Origin of the sequence: Priestia sp. RMT2NF4 (genome assembly GCF_047872835.1) — a bacterium.
Classification (GTDB): domain Bacteria; phylum Bacillota; class Bacilli; order Bacillales; family Bacillaceae_H; genus Priestia; species Priestia zanthoxyli.
On the sequence record NZ_JBLQZO010000003.1, the window covers coordinates 106,811 to 123,597 of the forward strand.

Annotated in this window: 22 protein-coding genes; 14 read left to right on the forward strand and 8 right to left on the reverse strand. The window is 37.5% G+C overall.

Going from position 1 to position 16,787, the window contains the following annotated elements:
- Positions 1-495: 495 nt before the first annotated feature.
- The 4 genes from ACMX9J_RS14060 to ACMX9J_RS14075 all read right to left on the reverse strand — a co-directional run bounded on the left by ACMX9J_RS14060 (position 496) and on the right by ACMX9J_RS14075 (position 3,355).
- Entirely contained in the window at positions 496-1,347 is an 852-nt protein-coding gene (locus ACMX9J_RS14060; RefSeq protein ID WP_028412354.1) for a ClpXP adapter SpxH family protein, read from the reverse strand.
- A 26-nt stretch (positions 1,348-1,373) separates the two neighbouring features.
- Positions 1,374-1,784, reverse strand: coding sequence for a globin-like protein (locus ACMX9J_RS14065; RefSeq protein ID WP_013055433.1), 411 nt, complete (start codon positions 1,782-1,784; stop codon positions 1,374-1,376).
- Positions 1,785-2,070: 286 nt separating this feature from the next.
- A complete protein-coding gene (locus ACMX9J_RS14070) occupies positions 2,071-2,760 on the reverse strand; it encodes a lytic transglycosylase domain-containing protein (protein WP_416225864.1) in 690 nt (229 codons plus the stop codon).
- Positions 2,761-2,764: 4 nt separating this feature from the next.
- The gene (locus ACMX9J_RS14075) at positions 2,765-3,355 is read right to left on the reverse strand and encodes a CYTH domain-containing protein (protein WP_098625762.1); all 591 of its coding nucleotides are present in this window, start codon (positions 3,353-3,355) and stop codon (positions 2,765-2,767) included.
- A 216-nt stretch (positions 3,356-3,571) separates the two neighbouring features.
- On the opposite strand from ACMX9J_RS14075, the gene ACMX9J_RS14080 reads away from it, so the two are divergent.
- From ACMX9J_RS14080 to ACMX9J_RS14095, 4 genes are all read left to right on the forward strand, one after another.
- Complete coding sequence (locus ACMX9J_RS14080; RefSeq protein WP_014461567.1) at positions 3,572-3,958, forward strand: hypothetical protein; 387 nt, start codon at positions 3,572-3,574, stop codon at positions 3,956-3,958.
- A gap of 27 nt (positions 3,959-3,985) precedes the next feature.
- Entirely contained in the window at positions 3,986-4,621 is a 636-nt protein-coding gene (locus ACMX9J_RS14085) for a GTP pyrophosphokinase (RefSeq protein WP_014461566.1), read from the forward strand.
- A gap of 61 nt (positions 4,622-4,682) precedes the next feature.
- The gene (locus ACMX9J_RS14090; RefSeq protein WP_025749877.1) at positions 4,683-5,480 is read left to right on the forward strand and encodes an NAD kinase; all 798 of its coding nucleotides are present in this window, start codon (positions 4,683-4,685) and stop codon (positions 5,478-5,480) included.
- A gap of 14 nt (positions 5,481-5,494) precedes the next feature.
- Complete coding sequence (locus ACMX9J_RS14095; protein WP_028412351.1) at positions 5,495-6,388, forward strand: RluA family pseudouridine synthase; 894 nt, start codon at positions 5,495-5,497, stop codon at positions 6,386-6,388.
- Between the two features lie 33 nt (positions 6,389-6,421).
- Here the strand turns inward: ACMX9J_RS14095 and prpE are convergent, their stop codons facing one another.
- The gene (gene prpE / locus ACMX9J_RS14100) at positions 6,422-7,162 is read right to left on the reverse strand and encodes a bis(5'-nucleosyl)-tetraphosphatase PrpE (protein ID WP_033578054.1); all 741 of its coding nucleotides are present in this window, start codon (positions 7,160-7,162) and stop codon (positions 6,422-6,424) included.
- 177 nt (positions 7,163-7,339) lie between these two features.
- On the opposite strand from prpE, the gene mgtE reads away from it, so the two are divergent.
- The 5 genes from mgtE to ACMX9J_RS14125 all read left to right on the forward strand — a co-directional run bounded on the left by mgtE (position 7,340) and on the right by ACMX9J_RS14125 (position 12,179).
- On the forward strand, positions 7,340-8,716 hold the full coding sequence (mgtE, locus tag ACMX9J_RS14105; RefSeq protein ID WP_416225865.1) for a magnesium transporter: 1,377 nt from the start codon (positions 7,340-7,342) through the stop codon (positions 8,714-8,716).
- Between the two features lie 158 nt (positions 8,717-8,874).
- Complete coding sequence (locus ACMX9J_RS14110; RefSeq protein WP_416225866.1) at positions 8,875-10,734, forward strand: monovalent cation:proton antiporter family protein; 1,860 nt, start codon at positions 8,875-8,877, stop codon at positions 10,732-10,734.
- Positions 10,735-10,904: 170 nt separating this feature from the next.
- Positions 10,905-11,039, forward strand: a complete 135-nt coding sequence (locus ACMX9J_RS14115) for a hypothetical protein (RefSeq protein ID WP_255219837.1) — start codon at positions 10,905-10,907, stop codon at positions 11,037-11,039.
- Positions 11,040-11,253: 214 nt separating this feature from the next.
- Complete coding sequence (locus ACMX9J_RS14120) at positions 11,254-11,766, forward strand: CotO family spore coat protein (protein WP_034267633.1); 513 nt, start codon at positions 11,254-11,256, stop codon at positions 11,764-11,766.
- Between the two features lie 77 nt (positions 11,767-11,843).
- Positions 11,844-12,179: a DUF1360 domain-containing protein gene (locus ACMX9J_RS14125; protein ID WP_416225867.1), complete on the forward strand. Its 336-nt coding sequence runs from the start codon at positions 11,844-11,846 to the stop codon at positions 12,177-12,179.
- Positions 12,180-12,226: 47 nt separating this feature from the next.
- Here the strand turns inward: ACMX9J_RS14125 and ACMX9J_RS14130 are convergent, their stop codons facing one another.
- Positions 12,227-13,060: a hypothetical protein gene (locus tag ACMX9J_RS14130; RefSeq protein WP_033578058.1), complete on the reverse strand. Its 834-nt coding sequence runs from the start codon at positions 13,058-13,060 to the stop codon at positions 12,227-12,229.
- Between the two features lie 139 nt (positions 13,061-13,199).
- A complete protein-coding gene (locus ACMX9J_RS14135; RefSeq protein ID WP_028412344.1) occupies positions 13,200-13,937 on the reverse strand; it encodes a hypothetical protein in 738 nt (245 codons plus the stop codon).
- Between the two features lie 261 nt (positions 13,938-14,198).
- On the opposite strand from ACMX9J_RS14135, the gene ACMX9J_RS14140 reads away from it, so the two are divergent.
- The 5 genes from ACMX9J_RS14140 (at position 14,199) to ACMX9J_RS14160 (ending at position 15,671) form a co-directional block, all read left to right on the forward strand.
- The gene (locus ACMX9J_RS14140; RefSeq protein ID WP_416225868.1) at positions 14,199-14,585 is read left to right on the forward strand and encodes a hypothetical protein; all 387 of its coding nucleotides are present in this window, start codon (positions 14,199-14,201) and stop codon (positions 14,583-14,585) included.
- 67 nt (positions 14,586-14,652) lie between these two features.
- Positions 14,653-14,829 carry a hypothetical protein gene (locus tag ACMX9J_RS14145; RefSeq protein ID WP_167387307.1) on the forward strand — a complete coding sequence of 59 codons (177 nt, stop codon included), beginning with the start codon at positions 14,653-14,655 and terminating at the stop codon, positions 14,827-14,829.
- Positions 14,830-14,890: 61 nt separating this feature from the next.
- The gene (locus ACMX9J_RS14150; protein WP_014461555.1) at positions 14,891-15,070 is read left to right on the forward strand and encodes a hypothetical protein; all 180 of its coding nucleotides are present in this window, start codon (positions 14,891-14,893) and stop codon (positions 15,068-15,070) included.
- 87 nt (positions 15,071-15,157) lie between these two features.
- Positions 15,158-15,280: a YjcZ family sporulation protein gene (locus tag ACMX9J_RS14155; protein WP_013055448.1), complete on the forward strand. Its 123-nt coding sequence runs from the start codon at positions 15,158-15,160 to the stop codon at positions 15,278-15,280.
- 133 nt (positions 15,281-15,413) lie between these two features.
- Positions 15,414-15,671, forward strand: a complete 258-nt coding sequence (locus ACMX9J_RS14160) for a stage VI sporulation protein F (RefSeq protein ID WP_013055449.1) — start codon at positions 15,414-15,416, stop codon at positions 15,669-15,671.
- A 47-nt stretch (positions 15,672-15,718) separates the two neighbouring features.
- Here the strand turns inward: ACMX9J_RS14160 and ACMX9J_RS14165 are convergent, their stop codons facing one another.
- Complete coding sequence (locus ACMX9J_RS14165; RefSeq protein ID WP_230624603.1) at positions 15,719-16,507, reverse strand: M48 family metallopeptidase; 789 nt, start codon at positions 16,505-16,507, stop codon at positions 15,719-15,721.
- Between the last annotated feature and the right edge of the window lie 280 nt (positions 16,508-16,787).

The window sequence follows — 16,787 nt, forward strand, 5'->3', positions numbered from 1 at the left end:
AAGCAGGAGCTGTATCCTGCTTCATTTTTTAAATCCCCGAAATTTGTTGTGATTGTTAAGCAATGTAAAAATAATAAGAATAGCTAAAAATAAGAGAGGGCCTGCGATAATGAGAGGAACAAGCTGCATAAGAGATAAAATATAGAATAAAAAAGAAAACAAAAGAATCACAACCCCTAGAGTAATTCCAGCAATTTTCATAGTTAACACCTCTATTAAAAGCATAATTGGTTGTACTATATGAGTGAATCTGGCTGTTTATGAAGTTTTTTTATAAAAAAGTGAATAAAATTGAAAAAAGGGGTTGCCAAAAGTCGACATAATTTGCTATAGTATTAATCGTGAAGTTTATCACAAAACAAACATATACCCCTTTGTTTGACCGTGAAAAATTTCTCCCATCCCCTTGTTGTCTTAAGACAAACGAAAAGACTTGGCGAAAGCCAAGTCTTTTTTGTGTAGTTGATGCTTAGGATAAGCATCAACATTTAATAATTAACAGCTCTTTTCAGTACTTCTCCAAAAGGTTCCATATTTGACAGGAACTCTTTCAACAACCTGCTGAAGCTGAAGTTTTTTCAATTCTTTTTCAGCCTCTTCTAATGATAAACCATACACAACTGCAACTTCTTTTGAAGCAACAAATTGAAAATAGCTTAAAAATGAACGAAGAGGCGGAAGACAAGCTGGATCTGGGTCAATTTCTAACATCTCTTTAATGATGTGTACATATGTTTCGTACGAATAGTATCCTGATATCTTAATGCCTTCTTCTTCAACTTTTTCGTTAAAGAACACAAGAGTTGGAATCTCATCGACATCCATTTCCGATGTGATTTTTAAATCACATTGAAAAGCCTTCGCAGCGTAATCTGAATGCAAATCTTTTACAAATTCATTAACATCTAGCCCCACATGTTTTGCACATTGTATTAAGACAGATTCTTCTGTAACATTTTGTTTTTCTAAAAATACTACTTCTTGAAGTCTTCTCAAAAAGCGAATGCCCTGTTTCTTTCCTTGCAGCCCGGCCGCTTTAATTGCAATTGATGCAGCGTAAGGAGTATCGATGGGGTTTTCAAGCCACAGGTTGCCGTCACATGACATGCCGGAGCGGCTTCCAGTTTTCTCCCACGATTTTGCAATATGTTCAAATCTCTGCTGTGCTCCAATATTTAATTGCTGCAAGTTTCCGCCAAGCACATGCTTGAGGGATAACAGCTGACCATATTCTATTTGTAACTTCTTTAGAATAGGCTCGAGTGCCCAGCACTCTGGACAAAGAGGGTCAACAAATACATAGATTTCAAGCGGTTTTTTATTTGAACCTTGACAAAGCTGATGCAAGGATGGGTATTGGCTGTTTAGATTACTCAATGTGAAAATCCTTTCTCATCTGTCTGTTCCGGTGAATTAATCATGTGTTGGGCAGTTAAAATAAGACGATGATAAAGTTCATCTCTCTCAGGGCCTTCTAAATTAATTTCGTCCATTGCTTCATGCATACACGTCAGCCAGGCTTTGGCTCTTGACGGTGTAATTTCAAAAGGAAGATGCCTAGCTCTCAGCATAGGGTGACCATGCTCTTCAGTGTATAGCGAAGGCCCTCCTAAATATTGTGTCAGAAATTGCTTTTGCTTTCGTGCTGTTTCTGTTAAATCATCAGGAAAAATTGGCGCGAGCTCAGGATGTTGTCCAACGCGTGTATAAAAAGCATCAACAAGTTTTGAAATCGTATGTTCACCGCCTAATAATTCGTAAGGGGAGTGGATTTTTTCTCTCATGTTGATAACTCCTTTGTTATAAGAAATATACGTCTTAACTCTTTGGTGTTTTTTACTTTCCTTAATTTTAGCAGTGTCATTTCGTTAACTCAAACTATCCGCTTACTTCTTCTACTGGAAAAGAGATAAAGTGGAATTTTACATAAGAAAAGTCTATGATGCTGTGGCGAATCACTTAGTATGAGAAACAAAGGAATCCTTTCACAAACGTTTCCTTCTATTTATATAGTGTAACCTCGACAAACTACAGTCATTCCATGGTCGAGTCGCGAATGATTGGACTCTTTTACATGAGATAAGAAGACATAATTTTATTTACATATTTTTGCGTTTCTTGAAAAGGAGGTACTCCGCCGTATTTATCGACATTACCTGGTCCAGCATTGTAGGCTGCCAACGCTAATTTCACGTTTCCGTCGTATTTATCTAACATTTGTCGAAGATATTTGGCTCCTCCAAATACATTTTGCTTGGAGTCATACGGATCTTCTACACCAAGAGCTTTAGCGGTTGCTGGCATTAGCTGCATAAGCCCAGCCGCTCCGACAGAACTTTTGGCAGAGGGATTAAAATTTGACTCTTGTTTAATAACAGAACGAATAAGTTTAGGATCCAGCTGGTAGCGTGCAGCTGCTTCATTAATTATCGTTTGTACATCCTGAGAACTGGCCTTTGCCGTTTCGTTTTTTTGTGCAGGTAAGGCAGCAGTTGAAGCGGCTGCCTTATCTGAAGAAGAAACAGATGGCTGGGATTGCGTTTGAACCGCTGTAGCTGGAAACATCTGCGCTGCCTGCAAGTAAAGGTTGGTACTCATTTGAGGCTCTTGATTGACGTAGTCTTGAAAAAGCTGAGCAAATACAGAGAGTAAAGTTGTACCAAGCATCACGTTAGCTGTTGGCAGCTGGTTGTTAACTGAAAATGGCTGAGTTCCAGGAAATTGAACGGAAGACATGTAATGGTTAATATTCATGCTCATGAATTTATTCTCCATCCATTAACGTATACTTTCGCTTGTAAAACCGTCGAATTTTGTTTTCCGTTGGTTTCTTTTTAATATCAAGCTCCGTAAGCAATTGCTCAAAATATTTTGCCCCTTCATTGGCATCGGTTACTTCGTATTCGAGTTCATAGTCCTCAGCACCTAGATAAAAGCTATGATCGAGTACAAGTAACCCGTTCTTATATGGAATTTCTGCTCGACTTGTACGCAAAGTGCCAAAATAAGTTAGCGAATGGCTATCGACTTGTAAATCAGTAATAAGCTGTTGAATCGTTGACGGAATCTTGGCGCTACCATCTAGCAATTCTTTAGCTTGTTCATTTGTTAATGCTTCATGTGTTTCTAAAAGGCCCTCTTGATGAGGCTGTTTTAGCGTGAGAACGGATTTATTTTTTTTGCTTCGAATTCGCAGGGCAGCTCCGCAGTCTTTCAATGAGAAAGCAGGTGTATCAAAATAGTGGTTTTCTTGAGAAATAAACTGATTTTCAGTTAATTGAAAATGTGAGCGGAGACGATCAAACTCTTCTTTCGTTACTATATTTTTAAATTCAATTTCAATTTCTTGTTTCAATGAAATCATCCTTTTAATTTAGGTCTTTTGGTAAGGCACTTTCCATCTTAATTTATCACACTTTTTGAGACAGTAAAACTACATTTCCTAACAGGAATATCCATATGGGGAACTTGGAAAATGAAGAAATACGGATTGTTTAGGTTTTACCTTTATTAAACGTTCCTGGAATGTGTTAAAATAGTAACGAATTGTATAGTTGGAAGGAGTTTATTTATGCACAATCGAATTGACATCACTACCTGTGTGATGAAATCAAATGAATTACATTTAAAAGCAGACCCTATTGAGACGGAAATTGAACAATTGGAAGATACAAAACAAATGCTTGTTGACTCAGATAACATGTCATTTGTATATGTTGTAGATATTAATGATCAATTTATGTATGTTGGCCTTAGTGATAATATTTGGGCGAATTTAAAGCACGTCTTACATAAAGATATGAAAGTATTTTTAGAAATTAATAAGGAAGTAATTGAGCTATCAGCCGTTAAAGAAGAGCTGTCTTATCTCATCAGTAACATCGAAGGAAACGTGAATTATGGAGACGAGATGGTAGCAAGAGTAGAGGAAGTTTTTTTAGATAAAGAAAATAAGTAACAGAGAGAAAAAAGGGGGGTGTTATTAATGATCAGGCATTGGGATTTATTTTTAGCACCGTATAAACAAGCCGTTGAAGAACTTAAGGTGAAATTAAAAGGAATTCGTTCACAGTATGATATGAAGTCTACGCATTCACCTATTGAATTCGTGACGGGACGAGTAAAGCCTATCGCCAGTATTTTGGATAAAGCGACTCGAAAAGGAATTTCTCTCGATCGCTTAGAGGAAGAGATGCAGGACATTGCAGGACTCCGTATGATGTGTCAATTTACGGACGATATTAAAGCGGTCGTAGAGCTCCTTCGTCAGCGCACAGACTTTGAATTGATTGAAGAAAGAGATTATATTCTTCATAAAAAAGAAAGCGGCTATCGTTCATATCATGTGGTCGTATGTTATCCTGTTCAGACAATTAAAGGTGAAAAGAAAATTTTAGTGGAAATTCAAATTCGTACACTGGCTATGAATTTTTGGGCTACAATTGAGCATTCTTTAAATTATAAGTACAGCGGGAAATTTCCTGAGAATATCAAAAAGCGACTTCAGCGTGCTTCTGAAGCGGCTACTCAGCTCGATGAAGAAATGTCTCAAATACGAGGTGAGATTCAAGAAGCCCAGGCTATTTTCTCACGAAAAAAAGAATCGGCGGAAGAATCTTAGGTATGACTCAGCAACAGCTTTGTACACTGGATGGATAGGGGGAGAGAATTAGGTGGAGAAAATAAAATTTGCTATTACATCAAAAGGCAACCAAATATCAAATACGCTTATGCAAAAAATGAAAACGTATTTATTAGATTTTCATTTAGAATATGATGAAAACCAGCCTGATATTGTAGTGTCAGTAGGGGGGGATGGAACGCTTCTCTACGCGTTTCACCGCTATCGAAACCGACTTGACAAGACGGCTTTTATTGGGGTTCATACCGGTCATTTAGGCTTTTATGCAGATTGGACACCTGATGAGATTGAGAAGCTGGTGATTGCTATTGCAAAGACACCCTATCAGACTGTAGAGTATCCACTGCTCGAAGTGATTATCCGCTATACGAACGGTGGACGCGAAGCTCGATATTTAGCTCTGAATGAATGTACGGTGAAAAGTGTAGAAGGCTCTTTAGTAATGGATGTGGAAATTAAAGGGCAGCGATTTGAGACATTCCGAGGAGACGGCCTTTGCGTATCCACTCCCTCGGGAAGTACAGCTTATAACAAATCCCTTGGAGGCGCGATTTTACATCCTTCGCTTCAAGCTATTCAAATTGCTGAAATGGCTTCTATTAACAATCGAGTGTTCCGTACGATAGGTTCTCCATTGGTTCTTCCTGGACATCATACAGCGCTGTTAAAGCCTGTTAACGACGCAGACTTTCAAATTACCATTGATCATTTAACTCTTTTACATAAAGATGTAAAGTCGATTCAATTTCGGGTAGCAAGCGAAAAAATTCGATTTGCTCGCTTTCGCGCGTTTCCTTTCTGGCAGCGTGTCAGAGACTCTTTTGTATGTGATGATTAAAGGCAGGGAAGAGAATGAAACAAGTTTTTACGTTGAGTTGGACCGTAGATCATTCTTTCGAGGGTGTAGCGGTTCGTGAATTTTTAAAAGAACATGATATTTCCAAAGCTTCGCTGACGGACATTAAGTTCAGAGGAGGAGCGATTGAAGTAAATGGAAAGCATGCAACGGTTCGATATATTCTGCAAAAAGGTGACGAAATCAAGGTAGCGTTTCCACCAGAAAAAGCAAGTGAAAGTCTTCTTCCTAAAGCTATACCTTTGGATATTGTATATGAAGATGAGTATATATTAGTTTTGAATAAGCAGCCAAACATGCCAAGTATACCTTCTCGAGAACATCTAACGTGGTCACTAAGTAATGCTGTGCTCTATTATTATGAGAAAAATAACATTAACTCGACTGTTCATCTTGTGAACAGGTTAGACCGAGACACATCTGGGCTGCTTATTGTCGCTAAGCATAGGCACGTTCATTACTTATTCTCTAAAGCACAAAAAGAGCATGAAATTAAACGCGTGTACCGAGCTTTTGTTCATGGTAAGCTTGTTGGCAAGGAAACGATAGAGGCACCGATTGGCCGAAAAGAGTCAAGTATCATCGAACGGGAAGTAAGAGAAGATGGGCAGTTTGCTATTACACACTATACGGCGCTTCGTCCGTATTCTTCTTTTACAGAAGTTGCTCTTTCGCTTGAGACGGGGAGAACTCACCAAATTCGTGTTCATATGGCTTATAAAGGATATCCACTGCTTGGAGATACCCTATATGGCGGAACGAATCATCTTATTTCTCGTCAAGCTCTCCACAGCTATGAGCTCACTTTTTTTCATCCTTTTTTACAAAAAACGTTGTCTTTTACAGCACCTTTGCCGCCAGATATGCAGAAACTTCAAATCGTAAGATAAAAGTCGCTTTTTAAATGAAAAGCGACTTTATTTTTACACGAAGTGATTAAATTTTTCCTCTACATAAGGCATAGATGAAGGCACCGATATAATATTCCCTTCAGGATACTGAAACGCCGTTAAAGCCCCTCCAAAAACTGCGCCCGTATCAATATTAATGGTATTATGAATTTTTCTGGCTTTTACTACGGGTGTATGCCCATACACGATAAAAGGTTTTCCGTTATAATGTTGGGCCCAATCCCGTCGGACAGGCATACCGTTTAGATGTTTTTCACCCGTAATGTCTCCGTATAGCACAAAGGTTTTAACTTTTTTATCTGTTCTGCCGATGTATTCAGCTTTAAGGCCGGCGTGAGCAATAATTAATTGATTTTGATCAAGCTGCACATATAGAGGTGATTGCTCATAAAGCTCAATAAACTTTTTTTTAATGAATTTCTGTTCTCTTGAAGGCAAGGCTTCGTACTCAGCAACGGTCGTTTCTAACCCATGAGTAATTTCCACTTTGTTACCGCAAAAGAAGCGATATAGCTTATTACAGTGATTGCCTGGACAGTAGTAAGCTTGCTGATGCTTGATTACAAGTGACCATACGAGCTCAATCACTTTTAGTGAATGAGGTCCTCGGTCTGTTAAATCACCTACAAATCCAAGGCGCCGTCCGTCAGAGTGGATAGGAATCCCGTCTTGCCACTCATACCCAAGTTTTTCTGTTAACGCTTTTAATTCATCATAACATCCATGGATATCGCCTATTATATCTACTTTCATCTTTTATCCACATCCTTAAAAGGTTTTTCCTTTGACGATATAAAATTACCCTTATATGGAGCAAACTATGTGTAGAACTTATATATTATTGGGAAAAGAGTAAAGAGCTATGAGTTGAAAAAAAACAAAATTCATCATAAAGTTAAATGAGTTTTGTGCGACAGGGAGGTTGAAGACATGACAGATTCAATTGAAAAAGAAGAAAAAGCATGGTTCGTCGAACATTTATTATCACTTCTAGAAAAAAATGAAATCGATGCATTTCGTGAAGAATTTTTACATATGCATACGTATGACCAAGCTCAATTTTTTGAAGAATTAGATGAGCCTTCTAGGTTTGCGCTGTACGAGATGTTATCTCCGGAAGAAATGGCGGATATCTTTGAAAATGTAGAGATACGAGAAGAAGATTATCAAGAAATTCTCTCAGAAATGCATCCCAATTTTGCAGCAGACATGCTGTCGGAAATGTCGGCGGATGATGCCGTTGACGTATTAAATGAATTGGATAAAGAACAAGTGGCGAGCTATTTAACGATTATGGATGAAGAAGCAGCCGATGAAATTAAAGAGCTGCTTCATTACGAGGAATATACCGCTGGAAGTATTATGACGACTGAGTTTGTGGCCATTCGTGAAAATCAAACCGTACATTCAGCTATGCACATTCTACGCAGGGAAGCTCCAGAAGCGGAAACGATTTATTATGTATTTGTTATTGATGAACAAAAGCATCTAGCAGGTGTTATTTCTCTTCGTGATTTAATTATAGCAGATGAAGATACGATGATAAGCGAAGTTATGAATGAACGAGTTGTATCCGTGTCAGTAGCAGAAGACCAAGAAGAAGTTGCGCGCATTATGCGCGATTACAACTTTCTTGCGCTTCCAGTTGTTGATTTTCAGCAGCATCTTCTAGGGATTATTACGGTTGATGATGTGATGGATGTTCTTGATGAAGAGGCATCGGATGACTATTCTAAATTAGCCGGTATTAGTGATGTAGATGATACGATTGACCACAATCCCTTAGTAGCGGCCAAAAAGAGGCTGCCTTGGCTGATCATTTTGCTGTTTTTAGGAATGATGACAGCGAGTTTAATTGGACGTTTTGAAGATACGTTGAATCAAGTAGCTATTTTAGCTGTATTTATACCTTTAATTGGCGGTATGGCTGGTAATACAGGAACACAGGCACTAGCCGTTGCGGTTCGCGGACTGGCGACGGGAGAAATCGAAGAAGAAAGCAAATTTAAGCTGTTAATCCGAGAAGCAGCTACCGGAATGATTACGGGCGCATCATGTGGACTTTTAGTTGTATTAATTGTTTATATTTGGCAGGGAGATCTGATTTTAGGCGCTTTGGTAGGCGTCTCTGTATTTTCAACATTGATTGTGGCTACACTAGCAGGAGCGTTTATCCCGCTTCTCATGCACAGATTCAAAATTGACCCTGCAGTCGCATCAGGACCATTTATTACAACGATCAATGATCTTATCAGTATTTTAATTTACTTCGGTCTAGCCACAACATTTATGAGTTATTTAAAATAATGAAGGGACTTTGGAATTCGACATGAGTAATCATGTCGGATTTTCATTATCAGTTCATATAGTTGACAGAGAACCTTCAAGCTTTTATGATTAACCTTTAATTTTGAATACTAACGTCTTCGTTTTATAAATAGCGAAGGTAAAAGGAGGGGAATCTAATGGAACAGCACGCGTCCTTTACATCACTTGTTATCGTCATTAGTTTGGCCTTTTTAACGCCTATACTGTTGCATCGGTTTAAACTCAACATTATACCTGTAGTCGTAGCTGAAATTATTATGGGATTAATTATAGGGAAAAGTGGTTTTGACCTTGTGGAGCAGGATATGTGGCTTGAAACACTTTCCACTTTAGGCTTTATCTTTTTGATGTTTTTAAGTGGTTTGGAAATTGATTTTTCTGCTTTTGCTGGAGGAAATTCAAAAGACAAAAAGGCATCAGGAGCGAAGGTGCCAAATGCTTTTTCCATTTCTATACTAGTGTTTGCAGCTATCTTTGCGGTTTCACTATTTTTGTCCTATGTTTTTGTATGGACCGGTTTTATTGATAATGCCTTTTTGATGACGCTTATTATTTCTACCATTTCACTAGGAGTAGTAGTGCCGACTTTAAAAGATGCACAGATTATGAAAAAGCCAATTGGACAAACCATTTTATTGATTGCGGTTATTGCGGACTTAGTCACGATGATTTTACTAGCCGTATTTGCTTCCGTCTATGATAAATCAGGAAATAGCAATACATGGTTGATTTTAATTTTATTTGGAGTAGGAGTGATTTTATACTTCATAGGGAAGCAGTTTAAAAACCGATCGTTTCTTGAGACAATGTCTAAAGGTACAATTCAAATCGACACGCGCGCCGTATTTGCACTCATTATCATTCTAGTGGGCCTTTCGGAGTCAATTGGTGTTGAAAACATTTTAGGCGCTTTTTTAGCGGGATCACTCGTTTCTCTTCTTGCGCCTAATAAAAACTTAGTTCATAAATTAGATTCGTTTGGCTACGGTTTTTTAATTCCTATCTTTTTTGTGATGGTAGGAGTGAAGCTTGACGTTTGGTCATTGTTCAGTGATAAAAAAGTGCTGATTTTAATGCCTTTATTATTCATTGCATTATTAATATCCAAGCTAGTTCCAGCGTTAATCTTAAGAAAATGGTATGATATGAAAACCGTTTTGGCATCGGGTTTTCTTTTAACATCGACTTTATCACTCGTTATTGCGGCAGCAACGGTTGGTGAAAATATTGGTGTGATTGATTCACAAATGTCCGGTGCGCTGATTTTGGTGGCGATTATTACATGTATTATTACACCTATTATCTTTAGAAAGCTGTTTCCAAAGCCAGAAATCAGTGATAGAAAGCTGAAGGTTAATATGCTTGGTGCAAATCAATTTACACTCCCGGTTATTCGAGAAATGGATCTTGATTTATATGATGTGACGATTTATCATCCTACTCAGGACAAAATTGAAAACCGTACGTCGGATTCCATTTTTAATATCGTCGACATCGATGGATATAGTAAGGAAACGTTAAGAAATATGGGGATTTTAGATGCGGATGTATTAGTTGTAACAACAGGGGAAGAAGAAAGAAATAGCGACATTGCTCTATTTGCAAAAGAGTATGGTACAGAACGGGTTATTGCCCGCGTAGAAAGTCCTGCCTTAGATGAAAAGATGAAAGAAAATAACATTGAAGTTTTTTCTGTGCTGTTATCTACAACGGCATTGCTAAAAGCTTTAATCGAATCGCCAAATATTTTAAATATCTTAACGAATCAAGAAACAGCACTTTATCAAATTAATATGCGTAACCCTAAATACGAGGGGGTAGAGCTTCGTAAGTTCCCGTTTACAGGAGATGTGATTTTTGTTCGAATCTTCAGAGGTAAAGATTCTATTGTACCTCATGGCGATACAGAGCTTGAATTTGATGATCGCTTGATTGTAACGGGGTCTCGTTCGTATGTGAATGAATTGCGTATGCTTCTTGAGTATAAAATTAGATAAAGGTATTTAGCTGGATTTAGTTTTCTACCTGATTGAATGAGAGGAAGAGACTGAGACAAAAGTATTTTAGCTCAAGTGAAAAACGAACCACTGATCAACATGTTTGATTAGTGGTTCGTTTTTTTTGTTGTTTTGAAAATAAGTTTCATCTGTTTAGCTCTTTCTAGCAGTTGATTGGAGGGCAAGACGAAGACTCCTGCGGGAAAAGCGGAACAGATGAGACCCCGCAGGAGCGCAAGCGACGAGGAGGCTCATTGGCCGCCCGCGGAAAGCGAAGTCTTGCACGGAAATCAACGGCGGTGTAACAAGCGGGCAGCTCATGTATCCTATTTATGCGTCTTTAGATTGAATTAATTTAGTTATATCTCAACTTCTTTTGTGGTATTTTCCTAAATTATATAAAAAAGTATAGTGCTGCTTTTATTTCTAAAAAGGCTACTGCAAAAAAATAAACAAGTTTTTCCGTGTGCAAGCATACATTTTTAAAAGAACGATAACAAGCAATTGGAGGTATGCTTCATGACTAACTCAAAATCTAAGTCAGAAGAAAATGAGCCGCTAATGTACATTGTCCAGCCAAACGCTACGCAAAACCAGCGTTCTATGCAATATTATTTTAGTTCAAAACAGCAGGACAATAAAGGAATAGAGAAAGAGCATGTGTTAAAAGAAGAGCCCAGCTTTTCTTCCATTCAAGAAGTCAAAGAGCCTGACGTAGAAAAAGTGGAAGAGATTAAGAATGAAAAAAAGGAAGAGCGTTCAATTGTTCCCGTGGATATACCGCAATCAGAGAATAAAAAACCAAATAAAATGTTTCAGTCTATGACAATTAAAGAAAAAGTTGAATTTCTATGCAGCTTCCCGCCTCATATGTCTCAGCCTATTTGCGAAATTATATGTCAAAACCAAAAATATATAGGAACAATTTTAGAATTAAAAGAAGGAAGTTTATACGTAAGCGTTCCTCCTAATAAAGAGAAAACAGTATTGACATTTCATGATATTCAGACCATATCTATCATTAAAATTTAAGTAATTCTAAAAGCTAACAGTGAAGAAGCACGTTAGCTTTTATTTTCATAAGTTTGTGAATGCACGGAGGAATGAAGATGACATGGATTTATCTAACGCTATTTATCTTTGCAACGTTTCGACTTACTCGTCTAATTGTTTTTGATAAAATTACAGCGTTTATTCGTAAACCGTTTCATAAAATCGTAGAAGATCAAGATGAACAAGGAAATACAGTAACTTACCTAGAGATAAAAGGGAAGGGACTGCAAAAGTGGATTGGAGAACTGCTCAGCTGCTATTGGTGTACAGGCATATGGTGTGCGGTAGGGATTTATTTTAGTTATGTAGCGGTCCCGCACATTGCTATTCCTATTATTACGATCTTAGCTATTGCAGGATGTGCAGGAATTATAGAATCTTTTATGAAATAAATGGACGAGTTAAAAGACATATTGAACATCAATATGTCTTTTAATAATTAAGGGAAATTTAGCACAACTTTATTTAAAAAAGGGATACCCTCTTGCCACTCTTCGCTATAAAAAAAGCCTTCTAGAATAAATGAAGTTGTATCAGTGGAGAGCGGAATGACTACTTGAAAAGAGTCAAATAGTAATTTGCCTTTGGGCTTTAATACTGTTTGCTTAATGGGTTTAATCCAATATTCACCGTCATTTTGAATTTTTTCGTTCCATTTTGGATGAGCGTAGCGCCATTCTAAAGAAGAAGAGGGGACACTAGAAGCTTCAATATCTTTTTCATCAATGATCTTCCCGCTTAACATAGCAGAAGCAGTAGGCTTCATTTTTAAGCAAAGTGTTGGAGAGTATAAAGTACTGCTCGTTTGATTTTGAATAATTACGTTGCCGAACATCATCAGCTCGCTTTCATCTTGTTCTGGCAGCAGTATGGAATGTTGGAAGAAACAGAGGATATCGCTTTTTTCGAACCTTTCTATGGGTTTTTCTACAATCTTTTCAATTACTTTCTCCACGATTTTTTCTTCAATAACGGGCTGTTTCCTTGAAGCTTTTTCTCGAAACGCTTCGGCAATAATTTTTTGTTCGGAAAGCTCGTTTCTCAGTAGATCCAGTTCTTTTTCTAATTCTTCAATTTCTACTTCTTTTTCAGATGTAGAAAGCGTCTCAGCGTGTTTCTTTTTCCAAAACGATGTATTTTCTTTTTCTCGCTCTAAAGCTCGTTCATAGCTTTTCAGTTGGTTTTGCACGTTTCGAATTTCTGATTTATAGTGTATGAGCTTTTGTTTTAATTGAGTTAGATCATCTTTAGGGGAAGGGGAGTTACGACTCATCTAGTAGTCTCCTTTCCTGCTGAGCTATAAATTAATCTGGTCGTTAGAGCTGCCCATAGCAGTTTTATTTATATGTATGCAGAAAGCGCGTAAAGGATGAAAAAAGAGGAGAAATATTCTCCTCTGGCTTTTTATCTTGTTAATCAAATTCGTGATGGTCGAAGCCTGACTCTACATCGTCTCCATCAAAATCATCGTGATGTGGTCTTCCAGGGAAAATAGCATCACATTGAGGTGGATATTCAATAGGTGAGCAGCTGCTTGTAGAAATGATTTCAGGGCGAGGGTAGCAGAAGCTTCCTTCTACTTCAACTTTAACATCTTTTTCAATTTGAACACTTAGGCATAACATAAGATCAAAGCTTAATTGCTGTAAGTGACAATCTGATAATCTGAGAGAACCGTCAGTTCCTTCAAAAGATTCAAGGTGGACAACAGGTTCTGTTCCTTCCGGGGCGCATAAATAGAATGTTTGATGTATTTTCCAAGGAATAACGCTAGATTCAACCTCATCGTGTTTGTGATGTCCATTCAATTCAATTAACTTAACTCGGTAAAAGCCGCTAATTGATAATTTTACTTCATGAAGAACAACAACTTCTCCATCTGGTAACACAATTTTTTTAGGTCTGCGACCACCGTGCGGCACAAGCTCAATCACGTTATCAAGTGCGTCTTCATCTGAAGGATCTACAGGGTGACCTTCACTATCTGTTAAAACAATTTCCACTTCTACGTCATGGCCTAAATCTTTAAGTGCTTCTTCTTCAAATAATGAAGTGTCGTTCGTAAAGATTTGTGGTAAAACAACTTGACGTCTAACCCAGTCGTACACTTTAGGTACGCGGATACATAATGATTCAAAAAGTTCTGCCATTTTTAAACCTCCTAATTGTAATTGTCCTTCCTTTACGCTTTTCGTTACTAGGTATCGGACTACTATAGTGTATGAATGACCTGCTTTTATGTTCCTTAGTAAAAGCGGAATTTATCGGAATAAATCCTAGTTGGAGCGAGCATAAAAAATGAAGGAAATAATAAACTCAATTACAGCATATTCATGTTAATAAAAAGTGTTATTCATCTTTAACTGATTTTTTAGAAGCTGTGGGTTATTTATAATGGAGGAGTGAAGGGCATGAGCGAGGAAAAAACAAAACAATATATTGCTTCATTGAAGTCGGAGTTGGCTTTTTATAAAGAAGAATATCAAAAATTCAAGCACCAAGAATTTGAATATGAAGATATGAAGGAAGAGTTATTGGAATTACAGCAAAAGCATGAAGAAGAAAAAAAGAAGCTAGAGGAAAAAATAGATTGGCTTAAAGCATGCGTCAATGAACAAAAATCAAAAACCGAACAGTCTATTGTACAGTACAATCATCAAGCAGAAGGGACAATTCAAGAACTGCAAAATCGGCTGCGTGAAGTGACAGAGCAAAAGGGAGGAGAAAGACCGAGAGTGAGGAAACAAAAAAACAGCACGGATTTATTTTTGTCCCTGCAGCGCAAAATGGACAAATAAGATAGAACGTCTTTCTTTAGTCCTGAATATAATGTTATAGATAGGATGCTGTGAAAAGGAGGGAAACATGATGTATTATCATTATAATTATAATCCTAATCAATACCCTCAGCCCCTGCCTTATCATCCACAACCAATGACAAAACAATCGGTGAAGAAAGGGCATGCCATTCCTAAGCCAGTCCAGTACCCTTCTCCAAAACAAGGTGGTTGCGGCTGCGGTTCAAAATTACCAAAGCGATAAGCAATAGAAGCATTGTCAATCAGACAATGCTTTTTTACATGGAGTGGAGAGAGGTGTAGAGATGCCGGATTTTTTCGATGAATTTGAACGGTTTTTTGAACAGCATATGATGGGAGAACATCGAAAGAGAATGAAAGAAGTAGAAAAAGCAGAAAATCAGATGGAACAGCAAGAGAGGAAACTGCAGCAAAATGTAAAAAGACTTGATGAGCAAGATGCTGAAGATCCGTTTGGACAATGAAATTTAATGTACACAGTTGAAAAGCCCATACAAAATCATTTGAGTGAACATACAGTATAGAGAGTAAAACAGAGGGGGTGTAATATTATGGGCTGCGGATTTGGCTACGGTGGTTGTGGTTACGGTGGTGGCTACGGCGGTGGTTTTGCGTTAATCGTTGTATTATTCATTCTATTAATTATTGTTGGTTGTGTTTGTTTTTACAATTAATCCCTTCTATGAATAAGGCACCGAAAAGTGCGGGTGAAGTTTCACCCGCACTTTATTTTTTTATTAAATGTAAAGGGCACCATCTAGGCACATGGTGCATACGATGAAGTATAAATAAAGGAGGTCATGCAAAGTGGATAATAATATGTTTAAAAATATAGAAAAGAAAACAGGCGTTAATATGAAGGATATTTTTGAACTTGCGAATTCTGTACAAAATGCTAATTTTAAAGATGAGCAAACGGTGCGTAATATTGTGAAGCGAGTAGCGCAAATTGCGAATAAGCCAATTTCAAAACAAAAAGAAGAACAAATTGTTAAGGCGATTGCAAACAATAATCAATCCATTGATTTTGCGACCATCGCTAAAATGCTAAATGAGAAAAAATAATTTAATATTTTTATATAAAGCCCTGAGGTGTCAGGGCTTTTTTCCATTTAGGCAATTTCATTTGTTTGAAATGCGTTAGAATCAAGATCAAACAGTTCGGGATGCTGTTCTAAGTAATTAATTTCTTTAATACGATGAGCGATAGGAGGGTGAGTTGAAGTAGCTTGATTCAACCACATAAAAAAACCTTTTTCCTGTGAGTGCGTATGAACAAATTCTTCCTGATTTACTTTTTTATTTAGACAATGACCAACCGCAAGTATAGTGAGTGCTTGAGTGGCAGCTTTTGCATCACCAATCGCAACGGAAGCTATGCGATCACATGTATATTCACAGGCCCTAGAGTAAGCTTTTCCTAAAAAAGGAACCCAAAGAGCAGGTAGAATAAGTGAGTGGTAGAGTGTGTGCTTACGTTTGATATGAACTAATTCGTGGGCAATGATAAAAGAAAGTTCTTTTTCTTGATTATCTTCAATCATTTCAACAATGTCGGAGTATAAAACGACAAAGTGACGTCCAAAAAAACGTGTAGCAAACGCGTTTAATAAGCCGCCTGATTGAACAATATAAATATCGGGCAGCTCTAAATCCAGCTCTGAAGATAAATGTTTTGCCTGATGATAAGTGTGCGGGAACTGCTTCTCTGTCAATCTAACTCCATTATTGCGAATTTGAGCAATAGAGAAACCGTGTAGCATAAATGTAATGAAAAAACCGATTGCAATGTAGAGAATGCCGACGAGTGAAATAATTAAAAACAAATAGGTTAATAAGCTGATAACCATACACAAAATGAAAAAAATCTTTTCATTTTCATGAATAAGCTTTGCGTTCAATAATGGAACCTCCTAAAATATAGTAATGCAGTACATAACGTAGTGTAACGCATCTACTTATGAATATCTACCTCTTAGTGGAATATTTGGTTAATAATAGAGGTTGAAACGTAACGAAATCAATCCAATCTAAAGAGGAGAAAATTGGATACATGAGCTCCTACGGGGTCTCATCCCTTCCGCTTTTCCCCAAAGAGCCCTCCAATCAACAGCTAGAAGCAACTAAATATATTAACTCTACATGTACATGACAATAAAAAGTACGAACGGTTAATCAATA

Coding starts and splice junctions, on each gene's coding strand:
- ACMX9J_RS14065 (WP_013055433.1), bottom strand. CDS start 1,784: ATGAGAGAAAAAATCCACTCCCCTTACGAATTATTAGGCGGTGAACAT.
- ACMX9J_RS14070 (WP_416225864.1), bottom strand. CDS start 2,760: ATGAGCATGAATATTAACCATTACATGTCTTCCGTTCAATTTCCTGGA.
- ACMX9J_RS14080 (WP_014461567.1), top strand. CDS start 3,572: ATGCACAATCGAATTGACATCACTACCTGTGTGATGAAATCAAATGAA.
- ACMX9J_RS14085 (WP_014461566.1), top strand. CDS start 3,986: ATGATCAGGCATTGGGATTTATTTTTAGCACCGTATAAACAAGCCGTT.
- ACMX9J_RS14095 (WP_028412351.1), top strand. CDS start 5,495: ATGAAACAAGTTTTTACGTTGAGTTGGACCGTAGATCATTCTTTCGAG.
- prpE (WP_033578054.1), bottom strand. CDS start 7,162: ATGAAAGTAGATATAATAGGCGATATCCATGGATGTTATGATGAATTA.
- mgtE (WP_416225865.1), top strand. CDS start 7,340: ATGACAGATTCAATTGAAAAAGAAGAAAAAGCATGGTTCGTCGAACAT.
- ACMX9J_RS14110 (WP_416225866.1), top strand. CDS start 8,875: ATGGAACAGCACGCGTCCTTTACATCACTTGTTATCGTCATTAGTTTG.
- ACMX9J_RS14120 (WP_034267633.1), top strand. CDS start 11,254: ATGACTAACTCAAAATCTAAGTCAGAAGAAAATGAGCCGCTAATGTAC.
- ACMX9J_RS14125 (WP_416225867.1), top strand. CDS start 11,844: ATGACATGGATTTATCTAACGCTATTTATCTTTGCAACGTTTCGACTT.
- ACMX9J_RS14130 (WP_033578058.1), bottom strand. CDS start 13,060: ATGAGTCGTAACTCCCCTTCCCCTAAAGATGATCTAACTCAATTAAAA.
- ACMX9J_RS14135 (WP_028412344.1), bottom strand. CDS start 13,937: ATGGCAGAACTTTTTGAATCATTATGTATCCGCGTACCTAAAGTGTAC.
- ACMX9J_RS14140 (WP_416225868.1), top strand. CDS start 14,199: ATGAGCGAGGAAAAAACAAAACAATATATTGCTTCATTGAAGTCGGAG.
- ACMX9J_RS14145 (WP_167387307.1), top strand. CDS start 14,653: ATGATGTATTATCATTATAATTATAATCCTAATCAATACCCTCAGCCC.
- ACMX9J_RS14150 (WP_014461555.1), top strand. CDS start 14,891: ATGCCGGATTTTTTCGATGAATTTGAACGGTTTTTTGAACAGCATATG.
- ACMX9J_RS14155 (WP_013055448.1), top strand. CDS start 15,158: ATGGGCTGCGGATTTGGCTACGGTGGTTGTGGTTACGGTGGTGGCTAC.